General features: G+C 29.7%; 20 protein-coding genes and 4 tRNA genes. 14 read left to right on the plus strand and 10 right to left on the minus strand.

Annotated elements, in window-relative coordinates; all coding sequences use genetic code 11:
• The first annotated feature begins 3 nt into the window (after positions 1 to 3).
• From MOO46_RS06150 to MOO46_RS06175, 6 genes are all read left to right on the plus strand, one after another.
• Positions 4 to 1,707 carry an ABC transporter ATP-binding protein gene (locus MOO46_RS06150; RefSeq protein ID WP_249510808.1) on the plus strand — a complete coding sequence of 568 codons (1,704 nt, stop codon included), beginning with the start codon at positions 4 to 6 and terminating at the stop codon, positions 1,705 to 1,707.
• Positions 1,700 to 2,527 (plus strand): energy-coupling factor transporter transmembrane component T family protein, encoded by an 828-nt coding sequence (locus MOO46_RS06155; RefSeq protein ID WP_249510809.1) that lies wholly within the window; start codon positions 1,700 to 1,702, stop codon positions 2,525 to 2,527. Before MOO46_RS06150 ends, MOO46_RS06155 begins: the two co-directional genes overlap by 8 nt.
• An 18-nt stretch (positions 2,528 to 2,545) precedes the next feature.
• Entirely contained in the window at positions 2,546 to 2,842 is a 297-nt protein-coding gene (locus MOO46_RS06160) for a TetR/AcrR family transcriptional regulator (protein WP_249510810.1), read from the plus strand.
• A gap of 69 nt (positions 2,843 to 2,911) precedes the next feature.
• A complete protein-coding gene (locus MOO46_RS06165) occupies positions 2,912 to 3,217 on the plus strand; it encodes a transposase (RefSeq protein ID WP_249510811.1) in 306 nt (101 codons plus the stop codon).
• Positions 3,211 to 4,062 (plus strand): IS3 family transposase, encoded by an 852-nt coding sequence (locus MOO46_RS06170; RefSeq protein WP_249510812.1) that lies wholly within the window; start codon positions 3,211 to 3,213, stop codon positions 4,060 to 4,062. The genes MOO46_RS06165 and MOO46_RS06170 overlap by 7 nt, the downstream gene beginning before the upstream one ends.
• 23 nt (positions 4,063 to 4,085) lie before the next feature.
• Positions 4,086 to 4,421 carry a TetR/AcrR family transcriptional regulator C-terminal domain-containing protein gene (locus MOO46_RS06175; RefSeq protein WP_249510813.1) on the plus strand — a complete coding sequence of 112 codons (336 nt, stop codon included), beginning with the start codon at positions 4,086 to 4,088 and terminating at the stop codon, positions 4,419 to 4,421.
• A gap of 43 nt (positions 4,422 to 4,464) precedes the next feature.
• Here MOO46_RS06175 and MOO46_RS06180 read toward each other — a convergent pair whose 3' ends face one another.
• Positions 4,465 to 6,378, minus strand: coding sequence for an ABC transporter ATP-binding protein/permease (locus MOO46_RS06180; RefSeq protein ID WP_249510814.1), 1,914 nt, complete (start codon positions 6,376 to 6,378; stop codon positions 4,465 to 4,467).
• Positions 6,379 to 6,546: 168 nt separating this feature from the next.
• On the opposite strand from MOO46_RS06180, the gene MOO46_RS06185 reads away from it, so the two are divergent.
• The 3 genes from MOO46_RS06185 (at position 6,547) to MOO46_RS06195 (ending at position 10,396) form a co-directional block, all read left to right on the plus strand.
• Positions 6,547 to 7,197 (plus strand): TetR/AcrR family transcriptional regulator, encoded by a 651-nt coding sequence (locus tag MOO46_RS06185; protein WP_249510815.1) that lies wholly within the window; start codon positions 6,547 to 6,549, stop codon positions 7,195 to 7,197.
• Positions 7,198 to 7,199: 2 nt separating this feature from the next.
• Positions 7,200 to 8,990 carry a translation elongation factor 4 gene (gene lepA, locus MOO46_RS06190; RefSeq protein WP_249510816.1) on the plus strand — a complete coding sequence of 597 codons (1,791 nt, stop codon included), beginning with the start codon at positions 7,200 to 7,202 and terminating at the stop codon, positions 8,988 to 8,990.
• A gap of 122 nt (positions 8,991 to 9,112) precedes the next feature.
• Positions 9,113 to 10,396: a GH25 family lysozyme gene (locus tag MOO46_RS06195; protein WP_249510817.1), complete on the plus strand. Its 1,284-nt coding sequence runs from the start codon at positions 9,113 to 9,115 to the stop codon at positions 10,394 to 10,396.
• A gap of 110 nt (positions 10,397 to 10,506) precedes the next feature.
• Here MOO46_RS06195 and MOO46_RS06200 read toward each other — a convergent pair.
• The 5 genes from MOO46_RS06200 to MOO46_RS06220 form a co-directional block, all read right to left on the minus strand.
• Positions 10,507 to 10,578 (minus strand) — tRNA-Asn (locus MOO46_RS06200).
• Positions 10,579 to 10,621: 43 nt separating this feature from the next.
• Positions 10,622 to 10,693: transfer RNA gene (locus MOO46_RS06205), tRNA-Asn, on the minus strand.
• A gap of 43 nt (positions 10,694 to 10,736) precedes the next feature.
• Positions 10,737 to 10,808 (minus strand) — tRNA-Asn (locus tag MOO46_RS06210).
• 43 nt (positions 10,809 to 10,851) lie between these two features.
• Positions 10,852 to 10,924: transfer RNA gene (locus tag MOO46_RS06215), tRNA-Asn, on the minus strand.
• Positions 10,925 to 11,058: 134 nt separating this feature from the next.
• Positions 11,059 to 11,805, minus strand: coding sequence for an SGNH/GDSL hydrolase family protein (locus MOO46_RS06220; RefSeq protein WP_249510818.1), 747 nt, complete (start codon positions 11,803 to 11,805; stop codon positions 11,059 to 11,061).
• A gap of 257 nt (positions 11,806 to 12,062) precedes the next feature.
• On the opposite strand from MOO46_RS06220, the gene MOO46_RS06225 reads away from it, so the two are divergent.
• The 5 genes from MOO46_RS06225 to MOO46_RS06245 all read left to right on the plus strand — a co-directional run bounded on the left by MOO46_RS06225 (position 12,063) and on the right by MOO46_RS06245 (position 17,943).
• A complete protein-coding gene (locus tag MOO46_RS06225) occupies positions 12,063 to 13,598 on the plus strand; it encodes a Ppx/GppA phosphatase family protein (RefSeq protein WP_249510819.1) in 1,536 nt (511 codons plus the stop codon).
• Positions 13,595 to 15,730 carry an RNA degradosome polyphosphate kinase gene (locus tag MOO46_RS06230; RefSeq protein WP_260525464.1) on the plus strand — a complete coding sequence of 712 codons (2,136 nt, stop codon included), beginning with the start codon at positions 13,595 to 13,597 and terminating at the stop codon, positions 15,728 to 15,730. Before MOO46_RS06225 ends, MOO46_RS06230 begins: the two co-directional genes overlap by 4 nt.
• On the plus strand, positions 15,730 to 16,680 hold the full coding sequence (locus MOO46_RS06235; protein ID WP_249511720.1) for a Ppx/GppA family phosphatase: 951 nt from the start codon (positions 15,730 to 15,732) through the stop codon (positions 16,678 to 16,680). The genes MOO46_RS06230 and MOO46_RS06235 overlap by 1 nt, the downstream gene beginning before the upstream one ends.
• A 112-nt stretch (positions 16,681 to 16,792) precedes the next feature.
• On the plus strand, positions 16,793 to 17,098 hold the full coding sequence (locus tag MOO46_RS06240; RefSeq protein ID WP_249510625.1) for a transposase: 306 nt from the start codon (positions 16,793 to 16,795) through the stop codon (positions 17,096 to 17,098).
• The gene (locus MOO46_RS06245; protein WP_249510752.1) at positions 17,092 to 17,943 is read left to right on the plus strand and encodes an IS3 family transposase; all 852 of its coding nucleotides are present in this window, start codon (positions 17,092 to 17,094) and stop codon (positions 17,941 to 17,943) included. Before MOO46_RS06240 ends, MOO46_RS06245 begins: the two co-directional genes overlap by 7 nt.
• Positions 17,944 to 18,002: 59 nt before the next feature.
• Here the strand turns inward: MOO46_RS06245 and MOO46_RS06250 are convergent, their stop codons facing one another.
• From MOO46_RS06250 to MOO46_RS06265, 4 genes are all read right to left on the minus strand, one after another.
• Positions 18,003 to 18,458, minus strand: coding sequence for a hypothetical protein (locus MOO46_RS06250; protein WP_249510820.1), 456 nt, complete (start codon positions 18,456 to 18,458; stop codon positions 18,003 to 18,005).
• Positions 18,459 to 18,529: 71 nt separating this feature from the next.
• Complete coding sequence (locus MOO46_RS06255) at positions 18,530 to 19,429, minus strand: metal ABC transporter solute-binding protein, Zn/Mn family (RefSeq protein ID WP_249510821.1); 900 nt, start codon at positions 19,427 to 19,429, stop codon at positions 18,530 to 18,532.
• 89 nt (positions 19,430 to 19,518) lie between these two features.
• Entirely contained in the window at positions 19,519 to 19,800 is a 282-nt protein-coding gene (locus MOO46_RS06260) for an ArsR/SmtB family transcription factor (RefSeq protein WP_249510822.1), read from the minus strand.
• A 71-nt stretch (positions 19,801 to 19,871) separates the two neighbouring features.
• Positions 19,872 to 20,363, minus strand: a complete 492-nt coding sequence (locus MOO46_RS06265) for a hypothetical protein (protein ID WP_249510823.1) — start codon at positions 20,361 to 20,363, stop codon at positions 19,872 to 19,874.
• Positions 20,364 to 20,489: the final 126 nt, after the last annotated feature.

Here is a 20,489-nt window from a genome sequence, read left to right on the forward strand (position 1 = left end):
TTTATGACAAAAACAATGATTGAATTTAAAAATGTAACTTTTCGTTATAATGCTCAAGCTGAACACACTTTAAAAAATATTAATTTAAAAATTAATGAAGGCGAAAAAGTCTTAATTATTGGACCTTCCGGTTCTGGTAAATCTACACTAGGAAACTTGATTAATGGTATTATTCCAGAAAACTATCGTGGTGATTTATTTGGACAAATTATTATCGATGGTCAAGATACTAAAGATATGTCGATATTTGATACTTCATTAAAAGTTGGGACACTACTACAAAATTCTAATGATCAGTTTGTGGGGCTAACGGTAGCTGAAGACATTGCATTTGGTATGGAGAATGATTGTGTCGATAATCCAACCATGCATGCTCGAGTAAAAAAATGGGCTAACCATTTATCAATTAATAATTTATTAAAGCAAGCGCCTAATAGTTTATCTGGTGGTCAAAAGCAACGAACTGGACTGGCAGGCTTATTAGTTGATGATGCTCCTATATTGTTGTTAGATGAACCGTTAGCGGCGTTAGATCCAATTGCTGGTCATGAATCTATTCAGTTATTGCAGTCACTACATAAAGATCTGGATAAAACAATTATCATTATCGAACATCGTTTAGAGGAATCTTTAACTTCAGATGTTGATAAAATAATTTTGATGGATGACGGTAATATTGTTGGAACTTACCAACCTTCCGAATTATTGCAAAAAAACATTTTAAATCATTATGGCATTAGAGAGCCACTTTATATCGAGGCACTTAAAGAATTAGAAATTGATTTGTCTTCACTTGATAATATTGCTTCAGTCGATAAAATTAATGGACCCAATTTGAAAAATCAACTTAAAAAATTTAATGGGAAACATTTATCATCAACTAATAATGATGATGGTAAAACAATTTTATCAATTAATAACTTAGATTTTTCCTATGGCAATAAAGTTATTTTTAAAAATATTAATTTAGATATCAAACAAGGTGACATGGTGTCATTAGTTGGTAAAAATGGGGTAGGGAAAACAACATTAAGCCAACTAATTGTTGGATTCTTAAAACCCAATGGTGGTTCAATTACCTTTAATGATGAAAATTTATTAAATAAATCGATTAAAGAACGTGCCGATGAAATTGGTTATATTATGCAAGATCCTGATAAAATGATCAGTAAAGTCATGATTTATGATGAAGTTGCTCTAGGATTAAAACTGAGAAACTTTTCTAAAAACGAAATTAACAAAAAAGTTACCCAAGCACTAAAAATATGTAATTTATATCCATTCCGTAATTGGCCAATTTCAGCGTTAAGTTATGGACAAAAGAAACGTTTAACAATTGCTAGTATGTTAGTTTTATCACCCAAGTTACTGATTTTAGATGAACCAACTGCTGGTCAAGATTATTATCATTATACTGAAATTATGAAATTCTTAAGTGAATTGAACCGCAAACATAATTTAACAATGATATTTATTACTCATGATATGCATTTAATGGCCGAATATTCTAATCGAACTCTAGTAATTGGTGATCAAAAAGTATTAATGGATGGAACTCCTGAACAAGTTTTAGAAGATGAAAAATTACTTCTTAAAGCCAATCTTAAACGCACTAGTTTAAATGTTTTAGCTAAAAGATTCGGAATTAGTTATCGTGAATTTTCAAACTACTTAATTAATAAGGAGCAAAATAGTCATCATGAATAATAACTTATTTGGATATGATCATAATAATACTTGGATTCATCAGTTGACTGGGACTAGTAAGTTAATATTTTTCATTTTAGTATCAATAATCGCAATGATTAGTTATGATTATCGATTTATTATCCTAATCCTAATACTATCTATTGTGACTTTTCGACAATCACAAATTAAATGGGCACAGATCAAATTGGTCGTTAAACTAATTTGTATATTTGCGCTTTTAAATCTAGTGATGGTATTTGTCTTTTCACCCAATCATGGTGCATCGTTGTATGGAACACGACATGTATTGTTGAACTTAGGTTACTTCACAATTACTCAAGAACAGTTATTTTATGAATTTAATTTAGGGCTGAAATATTTAGTGACTGTACCAATTTCATTAATCTTTTTAATTACTACTAACCCAAGTGAGTTTTCCGCTAGTTTGAATAAAATTGGCTTATCTTACCGAATTAGTTATTCCTTATCTTTATCGCTAAGATACATTCCAGATATTCAAAATAACTTTAAAGAAATTAGCTTGGCACAACAGGCGCGTGGCTATGAAATGTCTAAAAAAGGTAGATTATTTAGTCGACTAAAAGGAACCACGCAAATTTTAGTTCCATTAATTTTGTCGAGCTTAGATAAAATTCAGACAATTAGTCAGGCAATGGAATTACGTAGGTTCGGTAAAAATAAACAGCGAACTTGGTATATGAATCGAAAATTTGGTAAAAATGATTATTTAACATTATTATGTTCAATTATTATTTTGGCTTTAGGTATTGTATTTATGAAACTAGATGGTAGTAGATTTTATAATCCATTTGTATAATCAAAGGTAGTGTATTTAATGGCCAAATATGAATTAAAGCGTCAAAAAACGCAATCTAAAATAATTAATAATACAATTAAAATTGCTAAAATAAAGGGTTTAGAACGTGTCACAGTTAGTGATATTATTAAATCCTCTAATATTAATCGAAGTACTTTTTATCGTCACTTTGAAGATAAATATCAATTAATAGATGTCATAGAAAAATCAATAATTGATAAAATAAATTCTGAATATAAAATATTTGAAAATGATAATTTTGGTAATTTAAAAGAACATAATACTGGAACTGAAGTTATAATATTGAACAGATAAATAAAAGCACTTTCGATAAAAGTATTATTTTAATTTGGTAAAATAATATAATTCGGAGGTGTTTTTTGTATGACTAATAATAAATATTCATATGAAACTAAACTAGAAGCCGTTCGGCTTCTTAATGAAGGTGTTCCTGGTAGAAAGATTTGTAAAATACTTGGTTTAAAGAGTGATGGCTTAATTTATACATGGCGGAAATATGTAAGAAATGGTGATTATTATCGTTTGAATCAAAAGCCTGGCAAACAATATAAATATAATAAAGGCAATTTAGCACTACCTAGTGATGTCAGAAAAGATATGAAAATTAAACAGATGAAGGAAGAACTTGAAGTTATAAAAAAATATTTAATCATGGAAGGGCTGTGGTAAATCGAGCTACGATTAATTTAATCGATACTTTCACATCTAAAATACCTTTAGTTAGGATTTGTCAGTATCTTAATATATCTAGAAGTACCTATTATTATCATAAAACACATGCAGATCATTTTACTTTGAGTCAGATTGAACAAGAGATTCAACAGCTATGTATAAAAACGAAGTTTTTATATGGTTATCGTAAAATTCATGCCTTAGTTAATAAAAATTTGAAATGCAGTGTTAGTAAGGTGCAAAGAATTATGGCGAAGTATGGTTGGGGTTGTCGTATTAAACGTAAAAGATCTCATCGACCTGGGAATCCATTTAAACAATTCGAAAATATAATCAATCGTGACTGGCAAATTAGTTTACCAAAACGTAAATTAACTACTGATATAACTTATATTCCTTGCGGAAATAAAATGTTGTATCTCTCTACAATTATGGATAGTTTTAATTCTGAAATTATCGCTCATAAAATCTCTAATCATCCAAACACCCAATTGGCGTTAGATACATTAAATCAATTAGGTTATTTAGATGGCGCTATTATCCATAGTGATCAAGGCTCAACTTATACTTCACGTGAATTCTTTGAATTAGCACGTAAAAAAGGCGCCACCAGAAGTATGTCCCGTAAAGGAACTCCAGCTGATAACGCCATCATAGAATCATTTCACTCAAGCCTAAAGACTGAAATGATATACACACGAGCTAAACCCAAAGGTTTAGCAGACACCATTAAGTGTGTGAATAATTATATCAAATTTTGGAATAATACACGAATATTAACAAAATTAGGCAACCAATCACCTGTAAAATACAGGAAATCAGTTGCCCAATTAAACAATTAGAATAGAAAGCTGCTTTTATTTATTTGTTCAAAATAATGGTTGCAGTTCCTACTAATGATCTTTTTATTATTAATATTTTAAGAGTTATTAATGATAATCATGATCTATTATCTTTATTATTGAGTGAGAAGGGTGATTTCAGTTTTAACTATCAATTAGTAGAACTTTTTAAATCCATTTTTACTAGATCATTAAATAAAAGTGATAAAGATCTTGAAAAGAAAAAAGAAAAAATCTTTTCTTTTCAGATAGCAGTTCAAGCAATTGGCATTATTACTTTTTGGGTTCACCACTTTGATGAATATACGCAACAAGATATTTATGAATTTATTACTAAAGATAGTCTTTCTGACATATAAAAAAATGCTACACGTTTACGTGTAGCATTTTTTTAATATTATTTTATTCAGCGCTTAAACTTTCAATTGGATCTAATTTAGCACCTTTATTTGCAGGTAAGATTGATGCTAACAAGTTGATGATGATTGAAATAACAATTCCAAAAATGGCATTGCCGGGTGTAATTTGAATAATTGAATATCCGATTGCACCATTAACGGCAGAGTTAATACCAAATTGTAATAGGTAACCAACAACCACTGATAGGATTGATGAGAATAATCCTAACATAATAGCTTGGGATACAAATAACATTCTGATATTACCTTTAGTTGCACCTAGTGCTCTTAAGATACCAATTTCTTTAGTACGTTCAGAAACACTAATATAAAGAACAACAATAATCATAATTGCTGATACTAATAATGAAATTCCAGCAATTGCTGCTAATACATATACAGCTAGATTAATGTAGGTATTTAATGTTGAAATAATTGAACCAGCTCCAGAAACACTATAAGCTTTTTTGCCATTTACTTTCATATTATTAATTCGATCTTGCACAGGAGTAACGTTACTTACGCCACCACTTATTTTTGCATCAATGAAAGTAGTAGTCATTTTAATTTTGTTGTCTGCTAATGCATTCTTCACCGTATTGTAAGTTGTAATTACTAATGGTGATTGTGAATCATAAACTCCAGCAATTTTAAATGTTTTGGTAACTGGGAATGGACGACCATCTTTTTGTGCAGTAAATGTTGTTTGAACCTTTTTACCAACTAAAGAACGATAATTTTTCTTATTTAAACTTTGAGCTGTTTCTTTATTAATTAAAACTTCGTTATCTTTAGGTGTAGTTCCAGCTTTTATGTTGCTGCTATTAATGGTTGAATTACTGGTGTTCATAATTTGGCTTTGAGCTGATTTTTTACCATATTTAAATTGAATACCATTTGTTGAATAACCTTTTTCAGCAGATGATACACCCTTAGTATCTTTAACTCTTTGAATATCACTATCTGTAAATGAAGAACGATTATTTGAATCTTTGTGTTGTACTTGAACACTATTTGGATTTACTTGTGAATAAATTTCATGATTAATATAACCACGAACTCCATTACCTAATCCCAACATGAAAATAACTGAGAAAATTCCAATTAAACTACCAAATATAATTAGCATGTTTCTTGTTTTATTATATTTTAAATTGTCCCAAGTCATCTTTAAAGTGGAGCTAAATGATAATGATTTTGATTCTAAAGTTTCATCTTGTTGTTCTTTAAATTTATCACGTAATTGCTTATCTTGATCGATTTTACCATCAGTCATGTGAACGATTCTAGTTCCATATTCAGCTACTTTATCAGAATGAGTAACGGTTAGAACTAACTTACCTTCTTTAGCAATGTTTTCCAAAATTTGTAAAATTTCGGTAGTATTTTGTGGATCAAGAGCTCCAGTAGGTTCATCAGCAATCAACATTTCTGGATCGCCAGCTAATGCACGTGCAATGGATACACGTTGCTTTTGACCACCGGATAGTTGGTTAGGGTATTTATGCATATGTTCCTTCAAACCAACTTTAGTTAGTAATTCCTCAGCTCGTTTACGTTGATCTGACTTTGATAGTGTGGTCATTTCTAGTGGAACTAATACGTTGTCTAAGAGCGTTAAGTGACTAATTAAATTAAAGCTTTGAAAGATAAAACCAATGGTATTACGACGATATTCATCTAATTGTTTATCGGTATCGTGTTTTAATGAGCTGCCATTTAATAAGACATCACCAGAATATTTACTATCTAGACCACCAATAATATTCATTAATGTTGATTTACCACCACCAGATTCACCTAAAATAGAAACCATTTCGCCTTTATTAAATGAAACGTTGATTCCTTTTAATACTTTAAATTCATCTTTACCTAAGTAATAAGATTTTTGGATATTTTTTAATTCTAAGAAAGACATTGTTTCAAAGCTCCCCTCTTTTTTGATTATTGTACACACTATTATATTTATAATTCAAAGATATACAATCACCAAAATAAATAAAAGTGTTGCATTTTCGTTTATTCTTGACAAAAAATGACCAATGGTCAATAATGTAAAAAACAAAATAAAAAGGTGATAAGTGAAATGAATGCTAGAACCATAAATCAAAAACAACAAAAAGCAGAATTAATTTCTAAAGTTGCCTTAGAAATGTTTAAAAAACAACCATTTGCTGATATTTCAATGAATGAAATTGCCAAAAAGGCCAATGTAGCTAAGGGAACATTGTTTAATTACTATAAAACTAAAGAAAATATTTTTATGCATTTATTGTTGGTGGGGTATCAACAATTTTTTCAAGAATTAACAATTAAATTAGAAGAGCAAAAACCAAGCACAGCTACTGAAATGAAAACTTTTCTGTTAAATTCGACTGAAAATTTAATTAAGCATCATTTTACTTTAATTAAATTAAATGCTCTACGGGGGCCTATTTTAGAAAATAAAGCTTCTCGTGAACAAACAATTGAAGGGCGAAAAAAACTTTATATAATCCATGAAAGGCTATCTGAATTGATTCATATTTATTTTCCACAAATATCTGTTAGTCAAGCGAATAAAATATTTATCATTCAAAGTAGTATCATCAGTGGTTTAATTAATTTATCAAATTTAGATTCTTTTAATGATGAAAAAGTTATAAATAATTTAGCCGATTTTCAAGTGGATGTAGATGTCGATGCAATTGAAACTTTTGCTTTTTATTTAGATGGATTATTTAATAAGGAGATATAAAAATGAAACAATCAAATATCAGAAATTTTTCGATTATTGCACATATTGATCATGGGAAATCTACATTATCAGATCAAATTATGAAAATGACCGATACAATCAAACCAAGGCATGAAGAAACGCAAATTTTGGATGATATGAATGTCGAAAAAGAACATGGTGTAACGGTGAGATCAAGGACAGTCCGTAATTTATACCATGCTAATGATGGACAATCTTACGAGCTAAACTTAATTGATACTCCTGGGCATGTCGACTTTTCATACGAAGTTTCAAAAAGTTTATCAGCTAGTGATGGGGTGATTTTATTAGTTGATGCGACCCAAGGAGTTCAAGCGCAAACAGTAGCTAATTATCAAATTGCAAAGGCTAACAATTTACCGATAATTCCTGTGATTAATAAAGTTGATAATCAAAATGCTCAAATAGAATCAACGGAACAACAAATATATGAATTAGACGATGAATTTTTAACTCAAGATATAATAAAAATATCAGCTAAAACTGGAATGAATGTTGATAAAGTTTTAGAAGCGATTGTTAATGAAGTTCCTGCTCCAAATGGAGACGAAAATAATCCACTAAAAGCTTTAATTTTTGATTCACATTATGATTCATACAAAGGAATCATTGCTTATGTAAGAATTTACGATGGTAAATTATTTGCCAATCAACAATTAGAATTAATGTCTGATCATTCGGTTTTTGAAAATAATGAAATAGGTATTTTTACACCTGATTTAAAACCTGATCGAAGTCTATCCGCTGGTGATATTGGTTATATTGTTACTGGAATGAAAGATCCAAAGGCCATTCGCGTGGGAGATACGATCACTGATAAAAATAATCCTACTAAGACGCCAATTCCTGGATATAAACCTGTTCAATCGGTTGTTTTTGCTGGAATTTATCCGCAAAATTCAGATTTTGATGATTTGAAAATGGCTTTAGAAAAGTTATCATTAAATGATTCATCTTTGAATTATCAAGAAGAGACGTCGGAATCATTGGGACAAGGTTTTCGTTGTGGATTTTTAGGGATGTTTCATTTACAAATTATCCGTGAACGATTGATAAGTGATTTTGGAGTGTCTGTAATTATTACCAATCCTAATGTTAAATATCATGTTTATATTAAAAAGGATAATGAACTAAAGGTGGTTAATAATCCTTCTAAAATGCCAGACTTTGCACTTATTGATTTAATTGAAGAGCCATTTGATAAAGTTACAATTACAATTCCTTCTGACTCAGTCAATAAAGTGATGGATTTGGTTAACCAAAGTCGAGGAATTTTAATAAATATGGATAATCAGGGGAAATTAGTTGAACTGTCTTATAATCTTCCAATTTCTGAAATTGCTTATAATTTTTTCAATAAACTAAAATCTGTATCGCATGGATACGCTACCTTTGACGCTGAATTTAATGACTATGAAGTTTCCGATATTGTAAAAATTAGTATTGATGTTAACTATGCTCCAGTTGATGCTTTAACATTTATCACTCATCGAAACAATGCTGATTCATTGGCACAAAATTTAGTGCATAAATTAAAATATGTAATGCCTAAACAACTATATCCAATTCCAGTCCAAGCTTTTGTTGAAGGTAGAGTAATTGCACGTATCGATGTTCCACCTTTAAGAAAAAATGCTGCAGTAAGTGGTGATAAAAAGAATGTTTCTAAAAAGCAAGCATTATTACGTCGACAAAATATAAACAAACGAAAAAGTGCAAATGCTAATATTACGTTGCCACAAAAGGTTTTTGATGCTGTTTTAGGAATTTAACGAAGTAATTCTAACCAAATTGTTATATTTTGTAATGTTGTCATATTGTTATTGCAATATTTCCCCTTTATAATACAAATTAGTATTGATATTAGAGATATAAAAAATAGGGGTGAATTTATTTGATTAAGAAAAAGTCAATATTTTTAATGTTGGCAACCATTTTTGCATTACTTTTTTGCGCAAGTTTGGCTAATAACAATAATAAAGCACATGCAGACAGTAATCGAGTTTATGATTTGTCTGAATGGCAAGGTAATTTTACTGCTAATAAAGTGAAAAAACTGAAAAATGAAGTTCCATTTGTTATTCTAAGAGTTCAATATGGTAGTTCTTATCATGATAAAACTTTCAATAATAATCGTAAGTTACTAGAAAAATATGGTGTTCCATATGGTGTTTATTCATTTAGTAGATATTCTGGTGTTAGCCAAGCTAAGTCTGAAGCTAAACAGTTATATCGTTTGGCACCCAATGCTAAATTTTATGTAAACGATTATGAAATGTCTTCTGTGACTCATGGTAGTTCAAATAATGCTACTAAGGCGTGGGTACAAGCATTGCGTCCATTAGTTGGTAGTAAGAAAATCCTTTTCTATTCATATCAACATTTTATGCTTCAAAATGCTTCTCAAGCACTAAAATATTATGATGGTTATTGGGTAGCTGCTTATCAAAGTAAGAAACCTTCCGTAAACAGTGTTATGTGGCAATATACTGATCGTCATTACTCCAGTGCTTTAGGAAAAAGAATCGATGCTAGTTTACTAGGTAAAGGAAAAGATTGGTTCATTGGTAACGTTGAATTACCAGTTGCCAATAAATCTGATAATAGTTCTAACAGTAATGATAGTGCGTCTAGTACGCTAGTGCCTGACAGTCAAAAAAAAAGTAAACCTGTAAAAACACAAGGTGGCGTAAATTACTACAATACCAACGTAAAGCTCACTGTTAAAGATAATGCAAACTTTAATTTTTATAACCATTTAGGTGAAGATAAAACTTATAAATCTAGAAAACGACTTCACTTAGTAAAAGATTATAAAGCTGCAACCCTTTATGCTAATAAAAAGGGTGTTACTAAAAACGGTGATGTATATTACCGCGTTACTCGTCATGGTAAGAGTATGGGATGGATTAAATCTAATTCAGTCCAAAATTACATTGATTATGCAAATACTAATGAAGAAAAGACAATTAAGTCTGATGCAAGTGGTGAATTTAATGAACATGTTAAGGGCAGCCATTTTGCTAAAAATGAAGTTTTAAGTAATGTCAGTGATTTAGCTGGCAAACAAGTTCAAATTGTAAAATCAGCGAAAAAAGTAGGCTGGAATACTCATTATTACCTTGTAAAATATGATGGTAAGATAATGGGCTGGGCTTATCAATCTATATTTGAATAATAAAAAATCACCAAGCAATTAAGCTTGGTGATTTTTTACTTTAAATTATGGATTAATTAATTTATGAAATTGTGAATTCAAAAAATAAGGGGGTGTCATATATTCCCTAACTGCTCCAGCTGGACTCGAACCAGCAACCTTCGCATTAACAGTGCGCCGTTCTACCATTGAACCATGGAGCAAAAATTATAAATTAAATTAATATATTTTGGGAAATAATCCCAACTGCTCCAGCTGGACTCGAACCAGCAACCTTCGCATTAACAGTGCGCCGTTCTACCATTGAACCATGGAGCAAAAATTATAAATTAAATTAATATATTTTGGGAAATAATCCCAACTGCTCCAGCTGGACTCGAACCAGCAACCTTCGCATTAACAGTGCGCCGTTCTACCATTGAACCATGGAGCAAAAATTATAAATTAAATTAATATATTTTGGGAAATAATCCCAACTGCTCCAGCTGGACTCGAACCAGCAACCTTCGCATTAACAGTGCGCCGTTCTACCAATTGAACCATGGAGCAAAAATTATAAATTAAATTAATTATCAGGAAATTGGTTTCCTTATTTATTTATAATACTACGTTTTAATTTAATTGCAAGTTAAATCTCATTAAATTTTAATAAAAATAAAAAAGAACGATAAAATCGTTCTTTTTTATTCAAACATTTGATCTAAATCCTTAACAAATATGGGGGTCCAACCATATCTGTATCCAGCACATGTTGGGTGAACATCATCTGCCATAAAATATGGATTATTATGGTTCATTATTTTTATTGCTTTACTATTCCAGATATCGATAATTGCAAAATGCCATTTTTTTTGTAATTTAAATAATTGATTTCTTAAAAATTCATATCCAGGATCCGGTTTTCTTAAACAAGTATAGAACACCATCGGACAAGCCCAATTTTCTTGTACATATTTTACTATGTATTCAATCGCACCGATAGTAGTATTAATATCAAATTCGTCAAGGTTATATGAGTTGCTTATTTCACCAATATGTTTATTTTTTCTTTGATCATTAGTTGATAACTGACAAGCAAATATATCAATTTTTTCGTTTGGATTTAAGTTTGATTTCATTCTTGATACGTAAGAATTATCTTCTTGCCCAGCCAAAGTAGTACCACTAACAGATTCCTTAATTGTATTTACTCCATGTTCGATATTTAAGAAATCTACAAATGACTTACCTTTAGATGCTAAACCATCTGTTATAGAAGAACCTAAAAAAACCATTTTTTTACCATTGATATTACTATCTACAAAAAATTCTTTGGACGGCATATATGTGTCACTATTCGCTTTTCTTAATTTCATTGCTTTTCTGGAAAGTTTAAATAGGATGGCACTGGCAAATGTAAAAATTGCAGTTTTAATAAAACTGTTCTTCATAACTATCTCCTTTTTTTAATCATTTTTTATCATTAATTAGATTTTACTAAGAAAATATTATGACTACAATTGATGTAATGATTTTTTAACAACATTGCAAAGTGTTGTTTAAATACACATACTTTTTATTTCATTTATGTAACATTAATGCTAATAATCATCTTTTTGGCTTACCTAAATTATTTTTATTTATGCATAAATGATATGGTATCATATAATAATAAAATTATTTATTAATAATAACAGGAGGCTTTAATATGCCAAATGATTTTTCATCCATTATTGTGATGGGTTCACAAAATATTTTTGTTCAAATTATAGATATTAAACATTCAAAATTAATAGAAGATACCCATTATGATATTGATTTGGGGGAAGATGTTTTTTCAGATCGAATTATTGAAGGGCAAACAGTTAACGAAATTGTTGATTCATTAAATGTAGTTCGAAATTTATTAAATGATTACCAAATTAACGATTATAAATTCTTTGCTACAAATGCTTTTCATGAAGCACGTAATTCGGAATTGGTTAAAGACCAACTTGAACAAAGAACTGGATTTAATATTAATTGGATTAGTCAAAGTCAAGAATCTTTATATCGGAATATTGCGACTAATTTTTATTTAACAGATTTTAAAAAAATAACACAAAATAATACATTATTAATGGATATTAGCTCCGGCAATATTGAATTGATGGGCTATCAAAATAGTAAATTTACTTATTCTAAAACATTAAATTTAGGCCCATTAAGAGTTTATGAGGTCATGAGTGATTTTAAAGCTGATATTTATAATTTTAATGAAGTTTTACATGACTACATCGATGGACAATTATTTGAATTTGTAAGAGGCTTGCCAGACATTGGATCTACTCAAAACGTTATTTTATTAGGTTCATCAACGGCCATTCTAAAAGCTTTGTTAGGAAATTATGAAATCACCAGTAAGTTAACAATGAAGGATTTAGATGATTTGTATCATAAGATGCGTCATGTAAATGACCAAGAATTGATTAATTTATATAATATTGACGAAAATTCTTTGCACCAGGTAATTCCACTGGTAACTTTAATCCATGAATTACTTGAGAGCTTGGATGTAAAAAATATTTGGGTGTCTAATTTGAAGTTTATTGATGGTCTTACATGTGAAAAATTAGAAAATAGTGCAGACGACAATAAAATTGAAAAAATGATGAATAATCAAATTATCACTTCAGCTAGAAACATGGCTAAACAATATAATGTTGAACCTAAACACCAAATGTTTGTTGAAGATTTATCATTAAAATTATTCGATGAATTAAAAGATGTTCATGGTCTAAATGGTAGACAGCGTTTGTTACTACAATTAGCTTCAATTGTTGATGATGTGGGTTCATTTATTAATAATTATAATCACTATGCTCATTCTGAATATATAATTAAGAATTCTGAAATACTTGGATTGTCTAATATCGAATTAATAATGGTAGCAATGATTTCGCGTTACCATAGTCATAGAGCAACCTCATCAATGTTTAAAATGTTAGATGATCTTAGTATTGAACATCGAATGACAGTTATTAAATTATCAGCATTACTAAGAATCTCTGATGCATTAGATGCTAGTCGATTACAAAAGATTAGAACTATTGATATTAAAATAGTGAATACTACCGAATTAATGATTTATGTAACGACTGCAGACGAATTGACCTTAGAAAAATTAAATTTAGCACGTAAAGGTGCATTCTTTGAATCGGTCTTCGGCATTAAACCTATATTGAAGGGAGAAATTAGACAATGAATTTAACAAAACCAGAATATTTCAATAGTCGGGAATTAACTTGGGTTGATTTTGACAGTCGAGTACTTGAAGAAGCTAATGATAAAAGCAATCCATTATTAGAAAGACTGAGATTTTTAGGAATTACCCAAAGTAACTTAGATGAATTCTTTAATATTAGAGTTGCTTCTCTTCATAAATTAACATCTGTTAATTATGAAGGTACTGACTCAGCAGGGTTAACGGCGGCTCAACAATTAAGTGGTATTTCTAAAAAAGTTCATGATTTAGTTCGTAATCAATATTCCATTCTTTTTGGTAAATTATTACCTAAACTATCACGTGAAAATATTAATATTTTAAATATTAACCAAATTAATGATAGACAAAAAAACTTTTTAGATGATTATTTTCATCAAGAACTATATCCAGTTTTAACACCATTGGCAGTGGATTCTTCTAGACCATTTCCATTTTTAGCAAACAATACTTTAAATATTGGACTAATGATTACTAAAAATGATGATGCCCATAAGGAATCTTTTGCAACTGTTCAGGTTCCTGATACTTGTCCTCGCGTTATTAAACTACCAGGTGCCGATAACGATTTTATCTTATTAGAAGAAGTCATAAAATACTTTATGAATGAACTATTTGTGGGTTATAAAGCCCATGACATGGCTTGCTTTAGAATTACTCGTGATATGGATGTTGAAGCAGATGAAGATACTTCTGATCTGATGAAAGAAATTAAACATGATTTAAGAAAACGTGAATTCGGACCAGTTATGCGTTTAGAAATTGAAGCTGGGATGAGTAATCAAATTTTAAATCTATTGCTAAAGGAATATAAATTAAATAAAGAGGGACTATACGTTGTTGATGGGCCGATTAATTTGAACTTTGTGGGTAAATTAATCAAGCAAGTTTATGGTCACAAAGATTTATTATTTGATAAATTTACACCATATTATCCCAAAGCTCTACGTAATCAAACAATGTTTGAAGCTATTTCTAAAAGTGATATTTTTGTAAGTCATCCCTACGATTCATTCCAACCAGTAATGAATTTTATTCAACAAGCTGCGCATGATAAAAAAACTTTAGCAATTAAAATGACAATTTATCGGGTGTCTGCTAATTCACCAATTATTAAGGCTTTGAAAGAAGCTGCTCAAAATGGTAAGCAAGTGACAGTTTTAGTTGAATTAAAAGCTCGTTTTGATGAAGCGAATAATTTGCACTGGGCAGATGAATTAGAACGAGTTGGTTGTCATGTTATCTATGGACTAGTTGGATTAAAAGTCCATTGTAAATTGGCACTAGTTGTTCGAAAAGAAGAAAGTGGAATTAAGCGTTATATGCATATGGGTACTGGTAATTATAACGATGTAACTGCCAAGCTATATACTGATATGGGAATCTTCACATGTAATCAAGAAATGGGAGTGGATGCTACAAACATCTTTAATATGTTGTCTGGATTTTCACAACCTCCATATTTTCATAAATTATCAATTTCACCTGATGGCATTCGCGATTATTTAATGCACATGGCTGATAAAGAAATCGAAAATGTTAAGATGGGAAAGAAAGGTTTAATTCAAATGCAAATGAATTCACTTTCTGACACCTTAATTATAAAAAAACTTTATGAAGCAAGCGCTGCGGGTGTTAAAATTCATTTAATTGTTAGAGGAATTTGTAATTTACGTGTTGGAATTCCAGGAATATCAGAAAATATTACAGTGCATTCAATTGTTGGACAATTATTGGAACATCGTCGTTTTTATTATTTCTATGCTGATGGTGATGAAAAAGTATTTCTTTCTAGTGCTGATTTAATGACTAGAAATTTAAGTCGTCGTGTTGAATTGATGTTTCCAATTTTGAATGATAATATCAGAAAGCATTTAATTAATATTTATAAAATTTTATGGAATGACAATGTTAAAACTAGATTATTATATCCTGATAATACATGGGGGCATTTGAGAAATAATAAGAAGTTATTAAATTCACAAAGATATTTAATTGACAACCGTAAAAAAGTTGCCGATGATTTATTGAATGATTTGTTTCCTAAAAAGCATCGAAGTAAAATAAAAAATAAGTTCACACCAATGCGTAGTAAAAATGAAAGGAAGCTTTAATTTTGGAACATTTAGCGGTTATTGATTTAGGATCTAATTCAGTGCGCTTAGCGGTTACTGAAATTCAAAATGATGGTTCTTTTAAAAATATTATTGAAAGAAAAGAACCAGTAAGATTATCAGAAAACATGGGTTCAGAAAAAATATTAAAAAAGCCAGCTATTGAAAGAACAATTAGCACTTTAAAATCATTCAAAGAAGATTTTAAAGATTTAGAAAATGTTCACTTAAAAGCGGTTGCAACTGCAGCTACTAGAATGGCTAAAAATCAAAAAGATTTTTTAGATGAAGTAATGGAAAAAACTGGAATTGAATTAGAAGTTATTACTGGAACTACTGAGGCTTATTATGATTACTTAGGTGTCATAAACTCTTTACCAGTAGTGAACGGAATTATTATGGATACAGGTGGAGCTAGTACTGAATTAGTTTTAGTACAGAATCGTCGTGCCATGAATTTGATTAGTTTACCATTTGGATCTGTCACTTTATCTGAAGGAAGAATTAATCCAGATGTAGTTAGTGCTGGCGAATTATTTAGATTATCCGATTATCTAAATAATATCTTTAATGATATTTGGTGGCTATCTCGTGCAACTAATTTACCAATTATTGGTTTAGGTGGATCCAATCGTACTTTAGCTAAGATTAAGCGACGTCGCGATGCAGATCGTAAATACTGGGATGATATTCATGGGTTTCATTTATCAAACCAAGAAGCTAAGGATATTTTCTTAAAATTATTAAACTCTGACCTAGCAGATCGTAAAATGATTCCTGGAGTTTCCAAAGAACGTGCTGATATTATTGTGGGTGGACTTTGTCCGGCAATGGAAATGATGAAACGTTTAAACTCTGACCGAATGATATTTGGCAAACAAGGCTTGAGATATGGAGTTCTTTATGAACATCTAAATAGCTTAAAATCAGAAGGAAAAATTAGTAAATAAAAAACGGCCAAAAGGAACTGAAGTTATAATATTGAACAGATAAATAAAAGCACTTTCGATAAAAGTATTATTTTAATTTGGTAAAATAATATAATTCGGAGGTGTTTTTTGTATGACTAATAATAAATATTCATATGAAACTAAACTAGAAGCCGTTCGGCTTCTTAATGAAGGTATTCCTGGTAGAAAGATTTGTAAAATACTTGGTTTAAAGAGTGACGGCTTAATTTATACATGGCGGAAATATGTAAGAAATGGTGATTATTATCGTTTGAATCAAAAGCCTGGCAAACAATATAAATATAATAAAGGCAATTTAGAACTACCTAGTGATGTCAGAAAAGATATGGAAATTAAACAAATGAAGGAAGAACTTGAAGTTATAAAAAAATATTTAATCATGGAAGGGCTGTGGTAAATCAAGCTACTATTAAATTAATCGATACTTTCACATCCAAAATACCTTTAGTTAGGATTTGTCAGTATCTCAATATATCTAGAAGTACCTATTACTATCATAAAACACATGCAGCTCATTTTAATTTAAGTCAGATTGAACAGGAGATTCAACAACTATGTATAAAAACAAAGTTTTTATATGGTTATCGTAAAATTCATGCACTAATTAATAAGCACTTAAAATGCAGTGTTAGTAAAGTTCAAAGAATTATGGCTAAATACAATTGGGGGTGTCGTATTAAACGTAAAAGATCTCATCGACCTGGTAATCCGTTCAAACAATTTGATAATATAATCAATCGTGATTGGAACATTAGTTTACCAAATCGTAAATTAACCACTGATATCACTTATATTCCTTGCGGAAATAAAATGTTGTACCTCTCTACAATTATGGATAGTTTTAATTCGGAAATTATTGCTCATAAAATTTCTAATCATCCAAATACCCAATTGGCATTAGATACACTAAATCAATTAGGCTATTTAAGTGGTGCTATCATTCATAGTGATCAGGGTTCTACTTATACTTCGCGTGAATTTTTTGAATTAGCACGCAAAAAAGGCGCCATCAGAAGTATGTCCCGTAAAGGGACGCCAGCTGATAACGCCATCATTGAATCATTTCACTCAAGCCTAAAGACTGAAATGATATACACACAAGCTAAACCAAAAGGTTTAGCAGATACCATTAGGTGTGTGAATAATTATATCAAATTTTGGAATAATACACGAATATTAACAAAATTAGGCAACCAATCACCTGTAGAGTACAGGAAATCAGTTGCCCAATTAAATAATTAGAAAGCTGCTTTTATTTATTTGTTCAAAATAATAGTTGCAGTTCCAAAATGGCCGTTTTTTTATTTTTCATGTTGTTCTTTAACGTGTTCAGCAATATTATGGTAAAAGCGTTTTTCTAGTTCAGATTTACCCGAACTTTTGAAGGCTTGCCAGCTACCAACTAAATCAATACTAAAAAGAATAATTTTATTAGGAATTAAAAATTCTTTATCTAAAGTTTCTTTCAAATCTTTTGCAATTTCTTTAGTTCGATCTAAAACTTCGAATTCATTTTCATCAATAAATGAAGACTCAAATTCTTTTTGATATTTATTTAAAAAGTTACTCATAACATCATTTAATTCTTGATTATATTTTTCAATAAATTGTCTTTTTCCATCTTTATATGTGTGATATTGTTCATCAGCTAGGAAAGATAACTTAAACCATTCTGTGTTTCCATCTCTGGATTCAATATAGGTTAAGTCGGGATCATTAAATTCATTGAACATTTCTTTGATTAGTGCAATTGCCATATTGTTCGAACCTCTTAACTTAAAATCTCATATATAATATACCTATATTATATACTAATATTTTAAAGCTTTTACTTCAAACTATGATTTTTTTGAATGTTTAGAACTTGCCTATATTGATTATTCATCCATTCAAGATAAGTTTTATCATTGTCAGGCTTAGTTTCAGTTACTTTAACGATTGGTACATTATTTTGTTTTGCCAATTCAGCTAGGTTAGTAACAATTTTACTATTAACCTGTTTATTTACTACGAAAAATGCTAATTTATGATCCTTTATATCATTTTGTAATTGACGAATGTCTTTGGGAGCAGGATCGTTATCTTTTTCAATAGCTGATTCGAAATTTTTGTCTGCTATTTTGTATCCAAATTTTTCTAACGAATAATCAAAGACAGGTTCTGAAACCGCAACTGGTTTATTGGTTTTTGATTTTTTAATATCTTTAATGGTATTATCAATTGGTTTTAGTTTATTAACATATTCTTGAGCATTTTGTTCAAAAGCTTTTTTATTTTCTGGTTGCAACTTACTAAATTGTTTTGCTAGATCATAGGCCAAAGCTTTCATTGTGTCAGTATTATACCAAATATGTGGATTATCACCATCACGTTTTCCCATTAGGGCACCGACGTTGATATTTTTAATATTTGAATTATTACTAGTTAAACTTTCAGCCCAGCTGTCATAACCTAAACCGTTATATACCATGATGTTGGTTTTTGATACATTTTTAGCATCACTACTTTTAGGCTCAAAGTCATGAGGGTCCACATTAGGGTTGTTGATAATTGAATTAACAGTTCCGTGATTACCTAATACATCTTTAGCGACTTCACCATAGAAGTTCAATGATGTTGTGACATTAATACTTTTTTTAGGGTTATTACTCTGGCTATTACACCCGGTTAAAATAAAAATAATACTACCCAAAAAGATTAAAAAACTAATTTTTTTAAATTTATGCATACTATCCTCCAAAAATACAAAATACCTTTATTTGTTATATATCATTTATATTTATATAACAAATAAAGGTATATGTCAATTGATAATGTTTAATCATTAATATGCGTTTTTAAAGTGTCTAGCATTTGTAAAACATGTTGATCGCTTATTTGATAAATTCTTTCTTGACCGTCTTTAATACTAAAGACTAAGTTAGCATCTGCTAATATTTTTAGATGTCTAGAGATGTTAGGTTGAGATATATTAAAAATATTAATTAAATTTGAAACATTACTGTTTTTATTTTCTGCTAAATAATATAAAACTTTAATTCTAATTGAGTTATCTAAAGCTTTTGTAATCATATGTAATTTTTCTTCGTTAATATTCATTGTTTCCTCCAGGAAATTAATTATATAAAATTATACATTTATAATAATCCAAAAAGCAATCTTATATTATTTTATTGTTTTCCAAGACGTTCAATTTTAGCACTAAGTTTTTCTTCACGATCGTCAGATGCCCGATACATAACCTGTGCATATCCAGCAAGAATTACCACTATTGATAGAACACTAAATAGTGGTAAGGTTAAATGCCAACCAAATGCATCAAATAAAGTTTTTATCGAAACAATCGAGTCTAACATACATGCAAAGGATATATATGCCCATGCAGTTGATTGATTAGAAATATCGTAATATTTTTTAAAACGTTTAGCATCTTCAATGGAATTATCACCACTTTGCACAATTTTTTTTAAACGATTTCTTTCGAGCATAATTTTTAATGGTGGAATCATCCATAAACCAGTTCTAATGGCACGAAACTTACGTGATGAATTTTCAGCTTTATGAATTTCATTAATTTGAGCTGACATATCCAAAACACCTTGAAATAAGCAAAAAACAAACATTATATATCCAGCTAAAAAGCTAATAATTGCGTAAATCATAGGGACCTCCTTGTTTTTATTTATGATAATATTATTGTAACATTATGTAGCTAAAAAACTATTATTTGCAAAATTTAAAAATAGATTTATCATAGAAATTAAATGATTAGTTTAGGGGGTGTTATC

Origin of the sequence: Apilactobacillus apisilvae (assembly GCF_023380225.1) — a bacterium.
GTDB lineage: Bacteria > Bacillota > Bacilli > Lactobacillales > Lactobacillaceae > Apilactobacillus > Apilactobacillus apisilvae.

What these genes read in the sequence shown, in the direction of transcription:
- MOO46_RS06150 (WP_249510808.1), top strand. Translation starts at nt 4, where the DNA reads ATGACAAAAACAATGATTGAATTTAAAAATGTAACTTTTCGTTATAAT.
- MOO46_RS06155 (WP_249510809.1), top strand. Translation starts at nt 1,700, where the DNA reads ATGAATAATAACTTATTTGGATATGATCATAATAATACTTGGATTCAT.
- MOO46_RS06160 (WP_249510810.1), top strand. Translation starts at nt 2,546, where the DNA reads ATGGCCAAATATGAATTAAAGCGTCAAAAAACGCAATCTAAAATAATT.
- MOO46_RS06165 (WP_249510811.1), top strand. Translation starts at nt 2,912, where the DNA reads ATGACTAATAATAAATATTCATATGAAACTAAACTAGAAGCCGTTCGG.
- MOO46_RS06180 (WP_249510814.1), bottom strand. Translation starts at nt 6,378, where the DNA reads ATGTCTTTCTTAGAATTAAAAAATATCCAAAAATCTTATTACTTAGGT.
- MOO46_RS06185 (WP_249510815.1), top strand. Translation starts at nt 6,547, where the DNA reads ATGAATGCTAGAACCATAAATCAAAAACAACAAAAAGCAGAATTAATT.
- lepA (WP_249510816.1), top strand. Translation starts at nt 7,200, where the DNA reads ATGAAACAATCAAATATCAGAAATTTTTCGATTATTGCACATATTGAT.
- MOO46_RS06220 (WP_249510818.1), bottom strand. Translation starts at nt 11,805, where the DNA reads ATGAAGAACAGTTTTATTAAAACTGCAATTTTTACATTTGCCAGTGCC.
- MOO46_RS06225 (WP_249510819.1), top strand. Translation starts at nt 12,063, where the DNA reads ATGCCAAATGATTTTTCATCCATTATTGTGATGGGTTCACAAAATATT.
- MOO46_RS06230 (WP_260525464.1), top strand. Translation starts at nt 13,595, where the DNA reads ATGAATTTAACAAAACCAGAATATTTCAATAGTCGGGAATTAACTTGG.
- MOO46_RS06240 (WP_249510625.1), top strand. Translation starts at nt 16,793, where the DNA reads ATGACTAATAATAAATATTCATATGAAACTAAACTAGAAGCCGTTCGG.
- MOO46_RS06250 (WP_249510820.1), bottom strand. Translation starts at nt 18,458, where the DNA reads ATGGCAATTGCACTAATCAAAGAAATGTTCAATGAATTTAATGATCCC.
- MOO46_RS06255 (WP_249510821.1), bottom strand. Translation starts at nt 19,429, where the DNA reads ATGCATAAATTTAAAAAAATTAGTTTTTTAATCTTTTTGGGTAGTATT.
- MOO46_RS06260 (WP_249510822.1), bottom strand. Translation starts at nt 19,800, where the DNA reads ATGAATATTAACGAAGAAAAATTACATATGATTACAAAAGCTTTAGAT.
- MOO46_RS06265 (WP_249510823.1), bottom strand. Translation starts at nt 20,363, where the DNA reads ATGATTTACGCAATTATTAGCTTTTTAGCTGGATATATAATGTTTGTT.